The 17329-nt window shown below is 58.6% G+C and carries 11 protein-coding genes; 8 read left to right on the top strand and 3 right to left on the bottom strand.

Going from position 1 to position 17329, the window contains the following annotated elements:
- Positions 1–14 precede the first annotated feature (14 nt).
- From DQ397_RS03650 to DQ397_RS03625, 5 genes are all read left to right on the top strand, one after another.
- Positions 15–809 carry a hypothetical protein gene (locus DQ397_RS03650; RefSeq protein ID WP_043214275.1) on the top strand — a complete coding sequence of 265 codons (795 nt, stop codon included), beginning with the start codon at positions 15–17 and terminating at the stop codon, positions 807–809.
- Positions 809–1405: a tail fiber assembly protein gene (locus DQ397_RS03640; RefSeq protein ID WP_238556634.1), complete on the top strand. Its 597-nt coding sequence runs from the start codon at positions 809–811 to the stop codon at positions 1403–1405. Before DQ397_RS03650 ends, DQ397_RS03640 begins: the two co-directional genes overlap by 1 nt.
- A 70-nt stretch (positions 1406–1475) precedes the next feature.
- Complete coding sequence (locus DQ397_RS03635; protein ID WP_043214270.1) at positions 1476–1919, top strand: structural protein P5; 444 nt, start codon at positions 1476–1478, stop codon at positions 1917–1919.
- Complete coding sequence (locus tag DQ397_RS03630) at positions 1916–2455, top strand: DUF2514 domain-containing protein (protein WP_052352500.1); 540 nt, start codon at positions 1916–1918, stop codon at positions 2453–2455. The genes DQ397_RS03635 and DQ397_RS03630 overlap by 4 nt, the downstream gene beginning before the upstream one ends.
- Complete coding sequence (locus tag DQ397_RS03625) at positions 2427–2636, top strand: hypothetical protein (RefSeq protein ID WP_043214268.1); 210 nt, start codon at positions 2427–2429, stop codon at positions 2634–2636. Before DQ397_RS03630 ends, DQ397_RS03625 begins: the two co-directional genes overlap by 29 nt.
- A gap of 356 nt (positions 2637–2992) precedes the next feature.
- Here the strand turns inward: DQ397_RS03625 and DQ397_RS24920 are convergent, their stop codons facing one another.
- The 3 genes from DQ397_RS24920 to DQ397_RS03610 all read right to left on the bottom strand — a co-directional run bounded on the left by DQ397_RS24920 (position 2993) and on the right by DQ397_RS03610 (position 5535).
- Positions 2993–3691, bottom strand: a complete 699-nt coding sequence (locus tag DQ397_RS24920; RefSeq protein ID WP_080642137.1) for a DUF4145 domain-containing protein — start codon at positions 3689–3691, stop codon at positions 2993–2995.
- A 218-nt stretch (positions 3692–3909) separates the two neighbouring features.
- Entirely contained in the window at positions 3910–4653 is a 744-nt protein-coding gene (locus DQ397_RS03615) for a hypothetical protein (RefSeq protein WP_043214267.1), read from the bottom strand.
- Between the two features lie 144 nt (positions 4654–4797).
- Complete coding sequence (locus DQ397_RS03610; protein WP_043214266.1) at positions 4798–5535, bottom strand: hypothetical protein; 738 nt, start codon at positions 5533–5535, stop codon at positions 4798–4800.
- Positions 5536–6077: 542 nt separating this feature from the next.
- On the opposite strand from DQ397_RS03610, the gene DQ397_RS03605 reads away from it, so the two are divergent.
- The 3 genes from DQ397_RS03605 to DQ397_RS03595 are packed head-to-tail and all read left to right on the top strand — an operon-like array spanning position 6078 to position 17054.
- Positions 6078–7781 carry a ShlB/FhaC/HecB family hemolysin secretion/activation protein gene (locus tag DQ397_RS03605; RefSeq protein ID WP_043214264.1) on the top strand — a complete coding sequence of 568 codons (1704 nt, stop codon included), beginning with the start codon at positions 6078–6080 and terminating at the stop codon, positions 7779–7781.
- Between the two features lie 22 nt (positions 7782–7803).
- The gene (locus DQ397_RS03600; protein WP_052352499.1) at positions 7804–16656 is read left to right on the top strand and encodes a DUF637 domain-containing protein; all 8853 of its coding nucleotides are present in this window, start codon (positions 7804–7806) and stop codon (positions 16654–16656) included.
- Positions 16656–17054, top strand: coding sequence for a hypothetical protein (locus DQ397_RS03595; RefSeq protein ID WP_043214263.1), 399 nt, complete (start codon positions 16656–16658; stop codon positions 17052–17054). The genes DQ397_RS03600 and DQ397_RS03595 overlap by 1 nt, the downstream gene beginning before the upstream one ends.
- Positions 17055–17329: the final 275 nt, after the last annotated feature.

Below are 17329 nucleotides of genomic sequence, written 5' to 3'. Positions count from 1 at the left end.
TATTGGAGCAATCCATGCCCTGGTACAGATCAGGCACGGTCGCGATCACGGCTGGCCAAACTACGGTGACCGGAACTGGTACCAACTTTTCCGCCAATGGCCGAGTGGGCGATGCTTTCCTTGGCCCTGACGGCAATTGGTACGAAGTGACCAACATTGCCAGCGCCACGGTGCTGAGCATTCTTCCCGCCTACAAAGGCGCAACGGTTAGCGGCGGAAGCTATGCGATCACGCCGATCCAGGGGTACGACAAGAGCCTCCGGGACGCCATCAGTTCGATTCTCCAGCAGTGGGGATCGACGCTCGCAGGGCTTGGTTCGGTATCGACCGAGAACGTGGTGCCAGTAGCGAAGGGGGGGACGGGCGGCACCACGCAGGCGGCGGCACGCACTGGCCTGGGGCTCAAGTCGGCGGCAGTGGCTGACATTCTAGGCCTCGTAGGCCAAAGCGGTGGCGTACCAACGGGAGCCATCATTGAGCGCGGTAGCAATGCCAATGGTGAGTACACGAAGTATGCCGACGGGACCATGGAATGCTGGATGAGCATTAACGTAACCGACCAGGCAATTGACAGTGCTTACACAGGCGGCATCTACCAGGGGACACGGACATGGTCGTTCCCAGCATCATTCGTAGGTGCCCCGGTAGTTGTTCCAGGTGCGTTTCGGTGGGGGTCGGCAGCAAACTGGGCTTCCATTGCGGGCGCACCAAGCGGTTCGACCGTAACTTTGCGGGGATTCGACATGGCTCCGCGGGCAGCCGGGACCTCCACTTATATTTCTGCAAAAGCCATCGGGAGGTGGTACTGATGATCATCAAACTTTCCCCGGTTCGCTCTGATATGCCCCTTGCCGTTGCCAAGGCCGGCGATCAGCTCGAAATCAATGGCGTTTCGCTGGACTTTTCGCGCCTGGCTGACGGCTCCACCTTGCCAGTCGAGGCGGCTAGCAGCTCATTTATCGTTGCTCCAGTGGAGCGTGTAAATGGTGAGTTGGTCGTTACCTTAATGCTGCCACATGCCGCTGACGCGCCTGAGAATGCGCGCTTCCCTATCGACATTCGCGAGCCAGCCGACGGCCGGGTGCCTCTGCCTGGATTGAAGTGGGTAGATCCGCTTGTGCCGACGGTGGGCGTGATCGACTGGTCGCAGGTCATCACTGCCGAGATGAAGCAGGCCGCGGCTGCCGCTGAGCTACTGGCCTCTGTCCAGGCTGAAACCGCGCGCCTGCGCAAGATTGCAGACGACGCAATCGCACCCCTGCAGGATGCCATGGACCTGGGCGAGGCTACGGCAGAAGAGGGTGCAGAGCTCACGGCCTGGAAGCGCTACCGCGTTGCACTGAACCGCCTGCCAGATCAGCCAGGCTACCCCAACGAGATCACCTGGCCCGCGCCGCCGGCCTGATCAACTGAACGACAGTCTGCCAACGAAGACAACCGCCTGATGGCGGTATTTTTTTGCCCGGAGAAAACCTATGACTGCACGCGGCGTCCGCAACAACAATCCTGGGAACATCGATTTCAACCCACGCAACGATTGGGTGGGGCAGCTGGGCTTGGAGCTCGGGGCCAGCAAGCCGCGCTTTGCCCGCTTCGACTCGCCAGAGAACGGAATCCGTGCCTTGGGCAAGCTGCTCATTGCCTACCGCGGCAAGGACGGCATGCCCGGTGTGGGCGGGAAGGGCATCGACACGGTGCTGGAGACCATCAACCGCTGGGCGCCGTCGAACGAGAACGACACCAAGGCCTACGCCCTGGCTGTGGCGAAGCGCTTGGGCGTGCGCACCACGGACCCGATCAACATCAAGGATCCTTCCACGCTGCGGGTGTTCGTGGAGAGCATCATCATCCATGAGAACGGCGGCAACCCATACAAGGCTGAGGTGATCGACGAGGGCGTGCGGAGGGCCTTGGCGTGAACGGCTGGGGTATCCGTGCGCTGGCGCTCCTGCTGTTGGTGGCGTCCTACTGGGGCACCTACCAGCACGGCCGGTCTGTCGAGCGCGCTGAGGCTGCCGCTGCGTCGGCTCAGCGCGACAGCGGCGACCGCCTGGCCGAGGTCTTGGGCGAGCGTAGCGCTCGTCAGGAAGAACAACGACGCGCCCAGGCGCAGGAGGAGGCAAGAGCCCATGCAAGAGAAGAACACCAATTGGCTGATGCTGGTGCTGCTGGCGCCGATGCTGCTGGCCAGCGGCTGCGCAACGAAGCCGGCAAGCTCGCTGCCACCGTCCGTTGCCCCGGCCCGGATCCCGCCGCTATCGCCCGAGGCCAGGCAGCCACCCGCGCCGCCATGGTGCTCTCCGACCTGCTCACACGGGCTGATGCTCGAGCGGGAGAGCTGGCGAAAGCGTATGACCGAGCCCGAATAGCTGGCCAGCAGTGCGAGGCGGAGTATGATGCCCTGATCAGAAAACCGGAGCAGGGCGGTGAAAAGGACCATTCAAGGCCTGGCTGAGGCTGGCGATCAGCTGATCCAGCAGGCCATCGATGCCACCAGGAAGTACCACGAAGCCAAGGATATGGGCGCGCCGGAGGCAGAAGTGGCGCGCTTGAAGCTGCTGGCGGATTCGCTATATCAGGCTGTCACCGAGTTTCAGCTGAAGTCCCGGGGCGGAGCCGGCGACACCCATCACTGAATCGGCTTGATCAGATCAGGTCCCTGGTTCCGGACATTGCCCACGGCCAGACGAACTAGAACCTTTTAAGGCAGAACCGGGGCGATCAGGATTGAAGCTTGCCCTAGGTAGGACCAGGCAGCATTCGCAAAAGCGATCATCCCTACCCAAAAAGCAGCCAGTCCGGCCAGACCGGTGGTCCATGCCAAAATGTCCCACCACCGGCACGCAGCGCTCCAGGCCTGTGCAAGACCGACACTCTGGAGGTGAAGATGCTTTCGCTACTGGCTGAGCGTCTCCAGGGGATCGGATATGGAAAGCAACTTGAGGCGGCTATTTCCGCATGTCGTTGAGAACTCCTGCATTCACCTACTCGGTTATCGCTGTTGCTGATGTCGAAGATCTCTGCGTTTTCTGGCGTTTTCCAAGCGCTGAGGCTCAGTGAATAGACGTTCAAGCAGGATAAAGGCGAAGTCCTTTATATCCTCTGCATCAATCTGACTGAGCGTTCCATCATGAGCGCCGTCGTTACCGTCATCTTTTATGCACGAGGATAGGTCCGCTAGATTTCGGTCCAGTTTGCCGTTTTCCAGAAGCCACTCGATTCGTAGCCCAAGACTTCTGCGAATTTTGCTGTTTGGAGCTTCGCTATCAGGAGGAAGTAGTCTTTTAGTCGCGAAATCTAGGCACAGCCTGAACATGGCGCCGGCAGCGTTGTTGCAGCCTATCGCTAAGCATGCCGCGCCTTCTTTGAAGGCCTCTTCAATATGCGAGGGTAAGTATTCGGGCGGAGTGAATGCAGACTGATCTTTTAAGGACACGTATCCCTTCACTCGGAAGATTTTATTTAGGTCTACTTTACAGGTGGATAACTTATTGTTGGATAACCAGTCGGTTGTGCTTGCCTCGCTTTGCTCCAGTATGAAAATGCTGGATTTAGAACAGGATCGGCATACGCAGAAACATTCATATATATGCTGCCAGTTATATGCAAACCCTATGCGATTTTCTGCTAGCACATCAAAGGTAATCTTTTCTGATTTGCACCGTGGGCAACCTGCTACAAGCAGCGACATAATTGACTTATCTCAGTATCCGTTGGATTGTTTTTGGCCCAGCCGAGCGTAATGCAACCAGGATAGTCGGCTTCGGTCGTATCATCCCACCCGTGGTGATTCGGGGAAGCATCTCGGCCGTGTGCCTTAGGAGTCTTCTCTGAGCATTACCGAATAGCTGGCCAGCAGTGCGAAGCGGAGTATGATGCGTTAACGCCACCCGGCTGACTGGCCTGATGTCAGGCTACTGTTTTGATAAGTGGCAGCAACATCGGACTGCTGTAGGTAAGCAAGGCGCTCGCATTTTGCCAACCCGATGCTAGTTCGTTCGCATTCCCAAGCATATCCATAAATTTTCTAATTATCCCTTCGTTTCCTGGGGAGGCTTCGTGGATTGCCTCTGAACGCCGATATAGCGAGCCATAAATAGTATCTAGGGTATCTTCAAGATTATCCACGCCATTGATTCGGATGCTTGTCATCGCTGAGCTAAGGGCATGTAGGTGCTTGGCGAAAAGATTTTTCACTTCATCGGGAAGATCGGATTTTAGAAATTCTTCAAGCAGATCGTCGATTTTTCTTACATAATCTCTAATGCTGGAAGACTTTTCCGGTTGAGCGCCTGGATAAAATTGATTGATTGCGTACACGCCATATTTAAGCCCGGTCATCGTTGCGCCATCAAGATAATTGATGCTATTTTGCCACGCAGTTGTCAGATTCTGTTTTTTCAGCATCTGTTGTACGCGCCTTAAAGGGGTGAGAAACAATTCTTTGTCACCAGGAATGTGCTGCGCGGCGGATTCACAGCGTTCAATAAGTAAAAGAACTTCTTTTAATGCACTAACCGCTTCATCCGTGTTTGATGAATTGAACTTCAAAGCTGAAGCCCATGCATTCAGGGAGCTGTCCGCGACGTTATGCTTGAGCAATACTTCAAGTAAATTATAAAGCTCTTCAATAGGATTTTCTGTTTGGTCCATGATGCGATTTTCTCCATCGACGCCGCAAGCTAATAGGTGATAGGTTCTGATGCCTAGGTCGCACGCCTCCGGCGGCCTAGCAGTATTTTTTTGCCAAATTCAGTGCCTAGTGGTTCTGTGCTATTTTTTGACTGGATGGCAAGGTCATTGGAGTAAAGGCAGTAGTGCTATAAAAGATGGTCCGGTGAGTTTCACTGCTGTCTCCGCTAGTTGTATTGACTCATTCAGGTTCGCAATGATTTCGAATACGGACTTCATAAAGCCCTTAGATGTTTCGTCTGTTTGGTCTCGTATATCTGCACTATAACGAGACATTGCGCCTATTACCCTGTCAACCTCAGCTTCCAAGCCCTCGATGCCTGAAATTTTGTAGCGAATCAGCGCCTGGCGGAGAGAATCTAAATTTGTATGGAATAGTTTCTGCAAAGGTTCTGGCAGATTTGAGTTCATGCAGTCGCGCATCAACTGTTCGAGCTTTTCGATAAACTCGATGGTCTGCTCTGCTGTTAGCTGATATGTTCCATATTTTGACTCAAGCAGGTGGCTCCCAAATGCCAAAGCACTCAGCGTCGTCTCGTCAAGATACTGCTTTGAATGGGACCATCTGGAACTTAGATCAATCTTCGCGAAGACTTGGTCCAACTTATGGAATGGAGCTAAGTAGATAGTCTGATCACCTTCAACCCACTCTTTCAATGCCTGTTTGGCTTGCTCCTGAAGGTGGATCACCTCTGCTATGAGACGGAGCAGGCTGCCCATGTCCCCATGCGGGGCGTCGAGGACCGCCATCCAAACATCTTGTGTGATTGAGGTCTCCTTGTGAGCATTGGCTTCTCGGAGAATGTTATGCAGACGACCTACAGGGTTATTCTTGATTTCCATTGCCTTTCTCTAGAGCACAAGCAGTCTGTCGAGGGTCCAACGTCAGGAGGATTAGCTGGCGGGACAATTGCCTAACCTCCTAGCAGTACCGAAATGCTATCAAAAATTTTGGGGGAATTTTGGGGGAATAGATCCCCCGAATGGTGTGGAGTCGTGTTGCGTTAGGCTTTGTTGAACTGGCTGATTTTTCTAGTTTTTATAAAATCAGCTCAGAAAAATATGAGGCCAAAAACGGATTCGAAATCCGTTGTACCTTCGCGGGTACCTAGGGTTCAAATCCCTATCTCTCCGCCATACATGAAAAGCCCCTGAAACGAAAGTTTCAGGGGCTTTTTGCATTCTCGGTCGAATGCTTGGCATTGCTCTGCTTCGTAGCTGGGAGGATGCAGCGCCGTATTTATTCCCACCAGCTCTTGGTGCGTTGTAGTCGTTTATCCGAATTTCAGAACCGTCTTACCGCCAAAAGGGCGGTGTTAAATTGACGCTAATGTGACACCTAAATAACATCGCTCCCCGATTTTCTATGACTCAGGGAAGCGTCAATGAAGTGCGGTCAGCTTACCGCGCAAGGGTTTGTCTTGTGCGTCGTGTTTGGCAGTGTCGTCAGCTCCGTGTGGGCTTCGCCGGGCGACCAGGATTTGATCCGTGAACGGCAGAACCGCCTCCTCGAAGAACAACAGCGCCGACTCGAGGAGCTGCGTTCTTTGCCGGGTAAGGCTGCCCAGCCCGCACCCTCCCAGCGTCCGGAAGACGTGCGCTGCTTCGACATCAGCACCATCGAACTCAAAGGCGCCGACAGCCTGTCGGCCAGTGACCGTCAGGCACTGCTCAAGCCTTTCATCGGCCAATGCCTGGGCGTATCCCAGCTCAACGCTTTGCTCAAGGCCATCACCGACCTGTACTTGGCGCGCGGCTTGGTCACCAGTCGTGCGTACTTGCCGCAACAGGATCTTTCGTCAGGCCATTTGCAGGTGATGGTCGTGGAAGGGCGTCTGGAAAGTTTTCGCACCGACGACAGCAGTGGTCTGTCCGAACGTGAACTGGCCATGGCCTTTCCCGGTTCGGCGGGCCAGTTGCTCAATCTGCGTGAGATCGAGCAGATGGTCGACCAGCTCAATCGTTTGCCGTCGAACCAGGCGCAGATGGAGCTCTCCCCAGGCGAGGCGGTCGGTGGTAGCCGTGTGTTGGTACGCAATGCACCGCAAAAGCCTTGGCGTGCCTCGCTGTCGCGCAACAATGAAGGCCAGCGCAGCACGGGCGAGCAGCAAGTCAATGTGGGGTTTGAATGGGACCGCCCGTTGGGGCTGGCTGACCAATTGGTGTTGCGTGGGGGCCATGATGTGGTCAGCGATCACACGCAAGGTTCGAACAACCGCGTGCTGTACTACAACCTGCCGTGGGGGTGGTGGAACTTCAGCTACAGCTACAGCGAAAACGAATATCGCTCGACAGCACGGGCCAACAACTTTGCCTTCAAGCAGACCGGTGACAACCAGAACCACCAACTGCGCGCTGAGCGCGTTGTGCACCGTGACGCAGTCAGCAAGACGGCTTTGAACGTCGGGATCGTCCACCTGCGTACCAACAACTACATCGAAGATACGCGTCTGGACGCTAGCAGCAATCGCCTCAGCGAGGCGCAGTTCGGCATCAACCATGGCCGTCGCCTGGGTAGGGCTTTCGTCAACCTCGATCTCGGTATTCAGCAGGGCATCGGTGCTTTCGATGCCCAGGACAATGGTCATCCGCGGCCCGGCGAACCGGTGGCGCGTTATCGCAAATACAGCGCGACCCTCAGCTTCATCCAAGGCTTCGAGCTCCTTGGCGAGCGCCTGAGCTTCAGTAGCCTGGCCAACGGCCAGCGCAGCGAGGATGTGCTGTTCAGCTCGCAACGTATCAGTTTAGGGGGCTTGGCTTCGATTCGGGGGTTCAAGGACCAGTCGCTGTCCGGCGACAGCGGTGGTTACTGGCGCAACGATCTGCGCTGGAGTCGACCGGTCACCTGGCCCTCCTTGCGGCCGATCGTCGCCGAGTACGGCATGGGCCTGGGTTACGACTTGGGTGTGATCCGCAATGACCGCTACAACGGCGACTTCCATGGGCGTGCCAGCAGCCACTCGCTGGAGTTGTTCGCCCGGGGTGAGCACCTCGCGGCGAGCGTGACCTTCGCCCGCAGCCTGGAGCGGCCCGATGCGCTGCCCGACAAGGAACACCCGGTCTATTTGCGCCTGGACCTTTTCATCTGACACCTGATTCACGAGAGCACACATGGACGTTCGCCTATTCGCCTTCCTGGCCCGCCAACGCTCGGCCAGCATTCAACCCCGTGAGCGCTTTTGCGGATTGCCCAAGCGTGGCTTGGCCTTCATATTGGCCAATGCCATCTTCTGGCAGCCGTTATGGGCCCAGGCGGGTGAAGGTATCGTGGTCAGTGCGCCGGGGACGAGCCTTGATCGGGCGGGCAACGGCGTACCGATCGTCAACATCGCCGCGCCCAACGGCAGCGGGCTCTCGCACAACCGCTTCAGTGATTACAACGTCGGTAAGCAGGGCGTCATCCTCAACAATGCCACCGGGCGGACCCAGGCGACCCAGTTGGGTGGCATCGTCCTCGGCAATCCCAATCTGAAGGGCAGCGCCGCTACTACCATCCTCAACGAAGTCAACGGTACCAACCCCAGCCAGTTGCGCGGCTACACCGAAGTTGCAGGGCAACGGGCACACGTCATCGTCGCCAACCCCCACGGCATCACCTGTGACGGTTGCGGCTTCATCAACACGCCCCGGGCCACGCTGAGCACGGGGCGACCGGTGATCGAGAATGGCCAGTTGACCCGCCACCAGGTCGACCAAGGCCAAGTAATCATCGAAGGGGCTGGGCTCAACGCCACCAACGTCGATAGCTTCGAGATCATCACCCGCAGCGCGAAGATCAACGCCCAGATCCAGGCCCGCGAGCTGACCATCGTCGCCGGGCGCAACGATGTCGACGCCCGCACACTGGCTGCCACTGCTCGCACTGACAACGGCACCGCCAAACCAGAGCTGGCCATCGACTCTTCGGCGTTGGGCGGCATGTACGCCGGGTCGATCAAGCTGGTGGGTACAGAAGCTGGAGTGGGTGTAAAGCTTGATGGCAAGCTGATCGCCAGCGGTGGCGATATCCAGCTGGACGCCAATGGGCAATTGCGCATGGCTCAGGTCAGCGGCGCAGGCGATCTGCGCGCCAAGGCTCAGCAGGTCATCGTCGATGGCCCTGTGTATGCCGCTGGTACCGCTGAGCTGAGCGCTCGCGGCCAATTGAGCAACAACCAGAGCGTGGCAGCCGGGCGGCATGTCCAGCTCAGCGGCGCGCAGCTCATTAACAGCGGTATCGTCGAGGCTGGGGTCAATGCAGACAACAGTCGCAACACCCAGGGCGATGTAACGCTGACGGCGCAGGATCTGCGCAACAGCGCCAGTGTGGTGGCCAGCCGCAACCTGCAGGTGAAGGCAGGCACCCTGGACAACCAGGGCGGCACGCTCAAAGGGGCCGATGCCCAGCTAACAGCCAGAACGCTCGATAACCGCAAGGGCCGCCTTGTCGCAGACGCTCAGCTCGGTATCAGCGCCACGCGGCTGGATAACCGCGAGGGCAAGGCCATCGCCAATCGCGTGAATGTAGCGGGCGGCGAGGTGATCAATCAGCTTGGTTTGTTCTCGGCCGAGCAGTCGCTGATGTTCGAACTTGAGCGGCTGGACAACAGTGGCAAGGGCAACCTCGTCAGTAACGGCACCCTTCAGGCGCGCGTGAAACAGACGCTCGATAACCAGGCCGACGGCCTGCTTTCGGCCAAGGGCACGCTCGAGGTGCAGAGCCCCAGCCTGGACAATCGCGGTGGCCTGATGGTCGGCGATGCCGGCGTCAGCATCTCTGGCACACACCTGAACAACAGTGCCCTCGGCGTGATCAGCAGCCTGGGTGACGTGCAGCTTGACCTTGGCGCGTTGAACAACAGTCAGGGTGGCAGCCTTGCCAGCGACGGCAACCTAACCCTTGCCCTCGGCGCGACCGACAACCGCGATGGACGCCTGATCGCCCAAGGGCGACTGACGGGCACCACGGGCGATCTCGACAACCGCGACGGTGTGATCAGCGCCAGCCAGGGGCTCGACCTGACCACCGACAATATCCTCAATGGCAGCAACGCCAGTGGCACATCAGGCGGTCTGATCACCAGTCAGGGCGCACTCACGCTTCGGGCCGGGCAGTTCGAATCCCTCGGCGGTGGTGAGGTCTCTGCCAAGCAGAACCTGCAGTTGACGGTTGCCCGCCTGGTTCAGCAACAGGCGCGACTGATTGGTGAAGGCAACGTCCTGATCGAACTGGGGACGGGCGCTCAGCCGGGCGATTTCGACAATCGCGCCAGCTTGCTCAGCGCAGGCGGCCTGCTGCAGATCAAAGGGCTGGGTAACTTCGACAACCGGGGTGGCGAGGTTTCCAGCAAGCAAAGCTTTGACCTCGTCGCCCGCGGCACGCTCGACAACGGCGATCAAGGGCGGATCATCAGCGCGGGCCCGCTCGGCCTGCAGGCGGCCACTTTGCGCAATGCCAACCAAGGCTTGATGTCTGGCTGGCGGGGGCTGACCGTCGAAGGCGTCAGCCTGGACAACAGCGCAGGCGGCACGCTTTCCAGCCGCGAGGGTGCACTTGGCCTGACGTTGAGCGGTGCGCTGGACAACCATGGCAAGGGTGCGCTGGTCAGCCGGGGCGATATCACGCTCGACGCCGCAAGCCTGAATAACACCAGTGGCATCCTCTCAACTCAGGGCAATCTTGGCCTGAAGCTGGCCGGTAATCTTGACAACCGCAGTGGCGGGCTGCTCAGCGCCCACGGCACCCTGGTCGGCAGTGGCAAGGCCTGGGATAACCGCGGCGGGCAGATCACCGCGAACGGGGTCAAGCTCGACACCGCCAGCCTCGACAACAGCGGTGGCCGCCTGGTCAGTGATGGTGATTTGCGCCTCGGCTTGCTCGGTGCGCTGCTAAACATCGGGGCGGGCAGCACATTGGCCAGCGCCGGACCGCTGGATCTGACTGCCAGGTCCGTCGACAACCGTGGTGGGCAACTGGTCAGCCAAGGGCTGCTTCACATCCTCGCCGGGCGCTTCGACAACAGTGCAACTGGCACTGTCGCCAGTCAGGATGCACTAGACCTGACGCTGACCGAGGCCCTGGTCAACCGCCAGGGCGGCCTGATCTACAGCAAGGCGGGAACGCTGGAGATCGCGGCTTCTGACCTGGACAACGTCGACGGCACCCTGCGAGGGCAGCTCGACACGACCTTGCGCATTCAGGAGGTGGCCAACAACCAGGGCGGGCACATCACCAGCCAGGCCGGCAATCTGGATTTGCAAAGTACCCGGTTGGACAACGGCAGCGGCGGTGTTCTCAGCAGTGCGGGCTGGCTGAAACTGGTCACCGACTGGTTCGGCAACAACGCAGGCACGACCCAGGCGCAATCGCTCGATGTGCAAGCGACGACGGCCATCGATAACCGAAAAGGCCACCTCTCGGCGATCGACGGTGAAAGCCGCATCGTTACCGGCGAACTCGATAACCGTGGTGGTGGGCTGTATGCCAGCGAGCTGCTGCACGTTCGCGCCGATCAACTGTTGAACCAGGGCAGCAGTGCCGGCCTGGGCGGCAAGGTCGGTGCCGCGAGTATCGACTTCAGCCTGCAAGGCGCCTTGAGCAACCAGTACGGTTTGATCGAAAGCAGTGGCCCGGTGACGTTGTCAGCTGCCAGTATCGACAATACCTCCGGCGCCATTCGCGCGCTGGGCCAGACAGGTACCACGCTTTTAGCTGCATCCGGTCTGTTGAACAACCGACTCGGTCGAATCGAGACGGCGGCCCAAAACCTCGACCTTCGCGCAGGCACTTTGCAGAACACTGCGGGTACCGTGCTGCATGTCGGCACCGGCAATTTCGGCATCAACCTGGCCCAGGCCGGCCTGGCCGGGGGCAGCTTCACGACCAATGGCGACCTCAGTTATCAAGCTTCCGCCTGGACCAACAACGCCATCATCCAGGCGCGTAATCTCAACCTGACGATTGGCCAACTCAATCAGGGCGCCAATGGTCAGTTGCTCGCAGTGCAGCGCTTGACCGGCAGCGGCGGCAACTGGAGCAACAGTGGGCTGATTGCCAGCGATGGCAGCCTCGACCTCACCTTGACGGGTAACTACGGGAGCCGCGCACGCCTGAGCAGCGTGGGCAACCTCACGTTGCGCACCGGTTCCATCACGCTTGGCCAGGCAGGCAGCATTATCGGGGGAGGCACCACCAGCGTTACCAGCACCGGCCTGGTCGAAAACAGAGGGCGGTTGACATCGACCCAAGACCTGCGTGTCAGCGCCGCCACGCTGAACAACTACGGCACGTTGGGCAGTGCGGATGATCTGCACCTGACCGCCGCGACCCTGCTCAACGAAAACGGATTGATCTTCAGCGGCGGCGACATGCAGTTGCGCGTCGGGAACTTCAACAACCGCTATGCCGATGTCTACAGCCTGGGCAGTCTGCATATCGCCGCCAATGACCAGCAAGGCTGGGCGAGCAGCGTCCAAAACGTTTCCGGCAGTTTCGAAAGCGCCGGAGCCATGACGCTGTTGGTGCAGGACTTCGACAATCGCCGTGACGACGATTTCCAGATCGGCCAGCAGTTGGTCGCCGGCAACATCCGAATGTTCGCTGACGACGTCTGCGACGGTAAGGGCTGTGAGTTCAAGTTCCAGTCCTGGGAGCGCTACGAGGACGTCGTCACGCATGACTCACCCCAGGCGAGCATCACCGCCGGTGGTGACTTCCGGTTCCGCGGTGGCGCGTTCGATAACCTCTACAGCAGCATCGCGTCGGGCGGCAACATCGATATCCAGGCTGCCACCTTCCGTAATCAAGGAGCGGCGGGAGGCGTCGAGAAGCACCTGGACGGGGCTTTCTATACCCGCACCGATTCCTATTACTGGACATTCAGGGCCAACAAGGACCTGTACAACCGCTACAACGATCCCGCCTCGCCGGACTACAACCCTGGTGCCTTGACGCGTCAGCAGGTCTTCGAGTCCGGCGGTTACCCCGCGCATAACTTCCATGGCCTTGCAACGGCAGAAGTACAAGTGTCGGGCACACCAGTCGCCAACGCCGTGCTTCAGGCCGCCGGCAACGTCAACATCAATGCCAGCGACCAGTTCGACAACAGTGTGGTGCGTCGCAATGCCGGCTCCCAGACCATCAGCAAGCGCAACGTCAACACGGCCAACGGTGCGACTACCGGCCAGTTCGCAGTCACCTCGCAATTGCCGCCGGACCTGGTACAGCGCCAGGTCAAACCCATCAGCCTGCCGAGCTTCACCCTACCTCAAGGTGAAAACGGCCTGTTCCGCCTCAGTGGCCAGAGCGGTGCCGGTGGCAGCGCACAAGGCACAGGCGGGCTCATCGTCGCCGGGCAAAGCGCCAATGCGGTGTCCGGTTCTACCTTGAGCGTGCCGCGTGTACAGGGCGTGCCCAACACGGCTGCCCCGGACAACAGCCACAAATACCTGATCGAAACCAACCCTGAGCTGACGAAGCTCAAGCGTTTCCTGGGCTCGGACTATCTGCTCGACCGGGTCGGCTACGACCCGGACAAGGCGCAGAAGCGCCTGGGTGATGGCCTCTATGAACAGCGCCTGATCCAACAGGCCGTGGTGGCACGTACCGGCCAGCGTTACATCGACGGCATAGCCAACGACGAAGCCCTGTTCAAGTACCTGATGGACAACGCCATTGCTTACAAAGACCGCGTTCAGCTGAAGGTAGGCGTCGGCCTGACCGCCGAACAGGTCGCCGCACTGACCCACGACATCGTCTGGCTCGAAGAGGCGGTGGTCAACGGCGAAAAGGTCCTGGTGCCGGTGCTCTACCTGGCCCAGGCCGATGGCCGCTTGGCCCCTAACGGCGCGTTGATCATGGGCAATGATGTGGCCTTGATCAGCGGTGGCGACCTGAGCAACCAAGGTACCTTGCGCGCCAGTGGCAACCTCTCGGCCACCGCCACCCACCTCGACAATACTGGCCTGATCGAAGCCAGCAAGCGGCTCGACCTGCTGGCGATGGACAGCATCCGCAATGCCGCTGGCGGCATCATCAGCGGTGGCGACGTCAATCTTTCGGCCCTGACCGGCGACGTCATCAACGAGCGCACCATCACCTCGGTCGATACCCGCAGCGTCAACGACCGCATCCACAAGGAAATCGCCAACAACGCCGCCCGCATCGAATCGCGCGGTGAGCTGGGCATCATCGCCGGGCGCGACCTGGTCAGCACCGGCAGCGTGATCCAGGCCGGGGGCGACGCGGCATTGCAGGCCGGGCGTGACCTGAGCATAGTGTCCGCGCAGGAAGTCGATAGCGCCGACTTCAAGAGCCGTCGGGTCACCGGCAACATCAGCGAGGTCACCCAGCACGGCAGCGACGTGCAGGTGGGCGGGGATCTGCAAGTGAACGCCGGTCGTGACGTCAATGTCGTGGCCAGCCGGGTCGAGGCAGGCCGAGACCTGGCCGTCAGCGCCGGTCGCGATGTGCTGATCAGCGCCGCCGCGAACGAAACGCACAGCAACAGCGACTACAAAGGCGGCGGCAAGGAAATCCAGCGCCAGGACGACATGGTCCGCCAGCAGTCCGCCGAGCTGAAGGCGGGCGGCGACGTGCTGGTCAATGCCGGCGAAAACATCACCCTCGTCAGCAGCAAGATCGGCGCTGGCAATGAAGCCTACCTGGTGGCCGGCGACAAGATCGAGCTGCTCGCCGCCAACGACAGCGACTACTCGCTGTACGACATGAAGGAAAAGGGCAACTGGGGCCAGAGCAAAACCCAGCGTGACGAAGTCACTGACATCAAGGCGGTGGGCAGCGAGATCAGCGCGGGCGCCGACATCACCTTGCTCAGCGGCGGCGACCAGAAGTACCAGGGTGCCAAACTCGACAGCGGTAACGACATCGCCATCGTCAGTGGTGGCAGCGTCACCTTCGAAGCTGTGAAAGACCTGCACCAGGAGAGCCATGAGAAGAGCAAAGGCGATCTGGCCTGGCAGTCATCCAAAGGCAAGGGCCAAACCGATGAGACGCTGCGCCAGACCCAGCTGATTGCCCAAGGCAACGTTGCGATCAAGGCCGTGGAAGGGCTGAAGATCGACATCAAGCACATCGACCAGCAGAGCGTGAGCCAGGCCATCGACGCGATGGTCAAGGCCGACCCGAATTTGGCGTGGCTGAAGGAGGCGGAAAAGCGCGGGGATGTGGATTGGCGGCAGGTGCGGGAGATCCATGACAGTTGGAAGTACAGCAACTCGGGCATGGGGCCGGCCACACAGATTGCCATTGCGATTGCGGCAGCCGCGATTGGCGGGCTGGCTGCCGCCGGTGCGCTCGGTAGCGCGGGAGTGGGAACGGCTACGGTAACGTTTGGGGCGGGTGTTGGTGCGGCAGGGAGCCTGTCCAGCACTGCCGCGGTCAGCCTGATCAACAACAAGGGTGACCTGGGTAAGGTACTGCAGGATAGCTTCAGCAGCGACAGCCTCAAGCAAATAGCCATTGCCAGCATCGTGGGTGGGCTGAGCGCAGGTTATTTCGATAAGTTGACGGGCACCGAAACACAATCGGTGACTGGCAAGGTCGTTGCGCCGTTGAATACGGTTGAGGGCATCAGCCGATTTGCCGCCAATCAGGCGCTGCAAAACATCACCAGCACGGCTTTGAGCCAAGCATTGGGGCAGGGAGGAAGTTTCGGTAGCGCGTTAAAAGACTCGCTGTACAACACGCTAGCCGCCGCTGCGTTCAATGCCGTGGGTAATCTGCACCTGGAAAATGGCAGTGCGCAGAAGATTGCGGCGCACGCGCTGGTAGGTGGGCTGGTGGCCGAGGCCGCGGGCAAGGACTTCGCCAGTGGCGCCATTGCCGCTGGTGCCAACGAAGCGTTGGCGACCGAGTTGAGGCAAGCCGTTACACGGTTGAGTCCCAAGAACAGGGACGCCTTACTGGTCATGTCGTCGCAGTTGGTGGGCCTCGTGGCGGCAGGGTTGGTGAAGCCCGATGGTAAAGGGATGGAGACCGGTGCCTGGATTGCCAAGAACGCCACTCAATACAACTTCCTCAATCATGAGCGAGCGGAAGACCTGGTTGAAGACATTCACAGTTGCAAGGGTAAACCAAGCTGTGAACGGGACATGTGGATTGGCAGCGGCTACAACAAGGAGAGTCTGGAGAACCTTGATGACGCGCTGAAAACCATGGGGCCGGTACGCGCGAAGGACCTGATGACCCAGATCCAAGGCGGGCTGGCCGCGCTCGGAACGCTACAGTGCACGACGCCCACGTGTGAGAACATCAAGTTCGAGCTGCTTGATCGAAGCTTCAAAGCTTTGAATTCCTTGGATGAAGTGTATGGCTTCGGTGCTATCGTCATTGGCGGCATTGCCGGGATGGCGGGGGCGGGTGGTAGCCGTCCGGGAGCAGGGGCTGTACCTGGGGCTTCGTCTAATGTAAACAAGGCATATGAGTACTGGGCGGCGGTTAAGGCTGAGCGGGTTGCGGGTGCAAAAGGAACTGCCACGACAGGAGGTCAAGCAGCTTCCACACTTCCGAAGAACTTTGGCGAGTCAGTTCTCAGTCACAACACTCAGATTGGCGTGCGAAATAGCAAGGCGGGCACGATCTCTGGGGCTCATAATAGCGATGCCTTCCTAGAGTCGGTTGAAATAACCGGCGCGAAAATCTCCAACAAAATCACGGACGCCCGCTTTCCAGGTCTTGTTGAGTACCGCTATCAGTTGCCTAGAACCAACACTAAGGGCGAATTGATTGGTGGGTATAAGCCTACATCCACGAAAACGACATACGATCCAAAGGTGCTGCCGGATAGCAAGGTGGCTGATATGTCTAGTCGCGCGGCAGTTCAGGCCGAGGCTTTCTTCAAAACCAGTCCGGCGTTGAGAGAGGCTAGTATTAAGGTTGACGGCTATTACTTCCAGGTGATACGTAATAGCAAAACTGGAGAAATAACAAACTCCTTCATTACTATGCCGCCGAGGACGAACTGATGGCTGGCTTGGCTTGGCTTGAAAGCCTCAAGGAATCATTTGCTTCAACTGGCCTGGATTATGAGGACCTTTATGAGCTGATAGAGGCATCTATAGTGAGAGGGCGAACTAATTTTCCTGCGTTTATCTATGACGCTTCGCGGGGAGTTGGCTTCTCTGTAAGTGAGGGTTTTTTCTACTCACTTGATCAGGACTGGGACGACCCGGAAGACTTCAATGAGGTCAGTTTCTTTTTGGGTGAAGTGGAAACTTCAAGTATCCCAGTGCCTGACTACGTTCTTCTGATGAAAGTTGCAGCTGATGTTTACTCTGCTTTCTTTCCTGATGAGGGGGAGAGTGTTCTAAGGTCTGCTGAAATATTAGAAGAACGATACTCAAGGAAGTCCCTGTCTAATTGAGCGAGTAGCCTGGATGTAGGGTAGATAACGCTTTGCTTATCCACCGCTCTTTAAAAATATTATGTTCGACCAATCTATAAGGCGCGCTCAGGTGTTTTGCAGATTGGTCAACCCAATTCAATTGGGGCAGCCTCAAAGGCTTCCTCAACAGCGACTACATGCTCGGCCTGCTCGGCGGACGTCATGCAGCGCCGCCTAGGCGATGGTACTGGCCATCCATATAGTTGTTGACGGTACTACCCACATCGCGAATGACTGGCAAGATCGCCACACCG

This window comes from Pseudomonas sp. CK-NBRI-02, assembly GCF_008124495.1.
GTDB classification, from domain to species: domain Bacteria; phylum Pseudomonadota; class Gammaproteobacteria; order Pseudomonadales; family Pseudomonadaceae; genus Aquipseudomonas; species Aquipseudomonas guariconensis.
The sequence above is the reverse complement of the archived record's forward strand: the minus strand, read 5'-3'. Positions and strand labels throughout refer to the sequence as shown.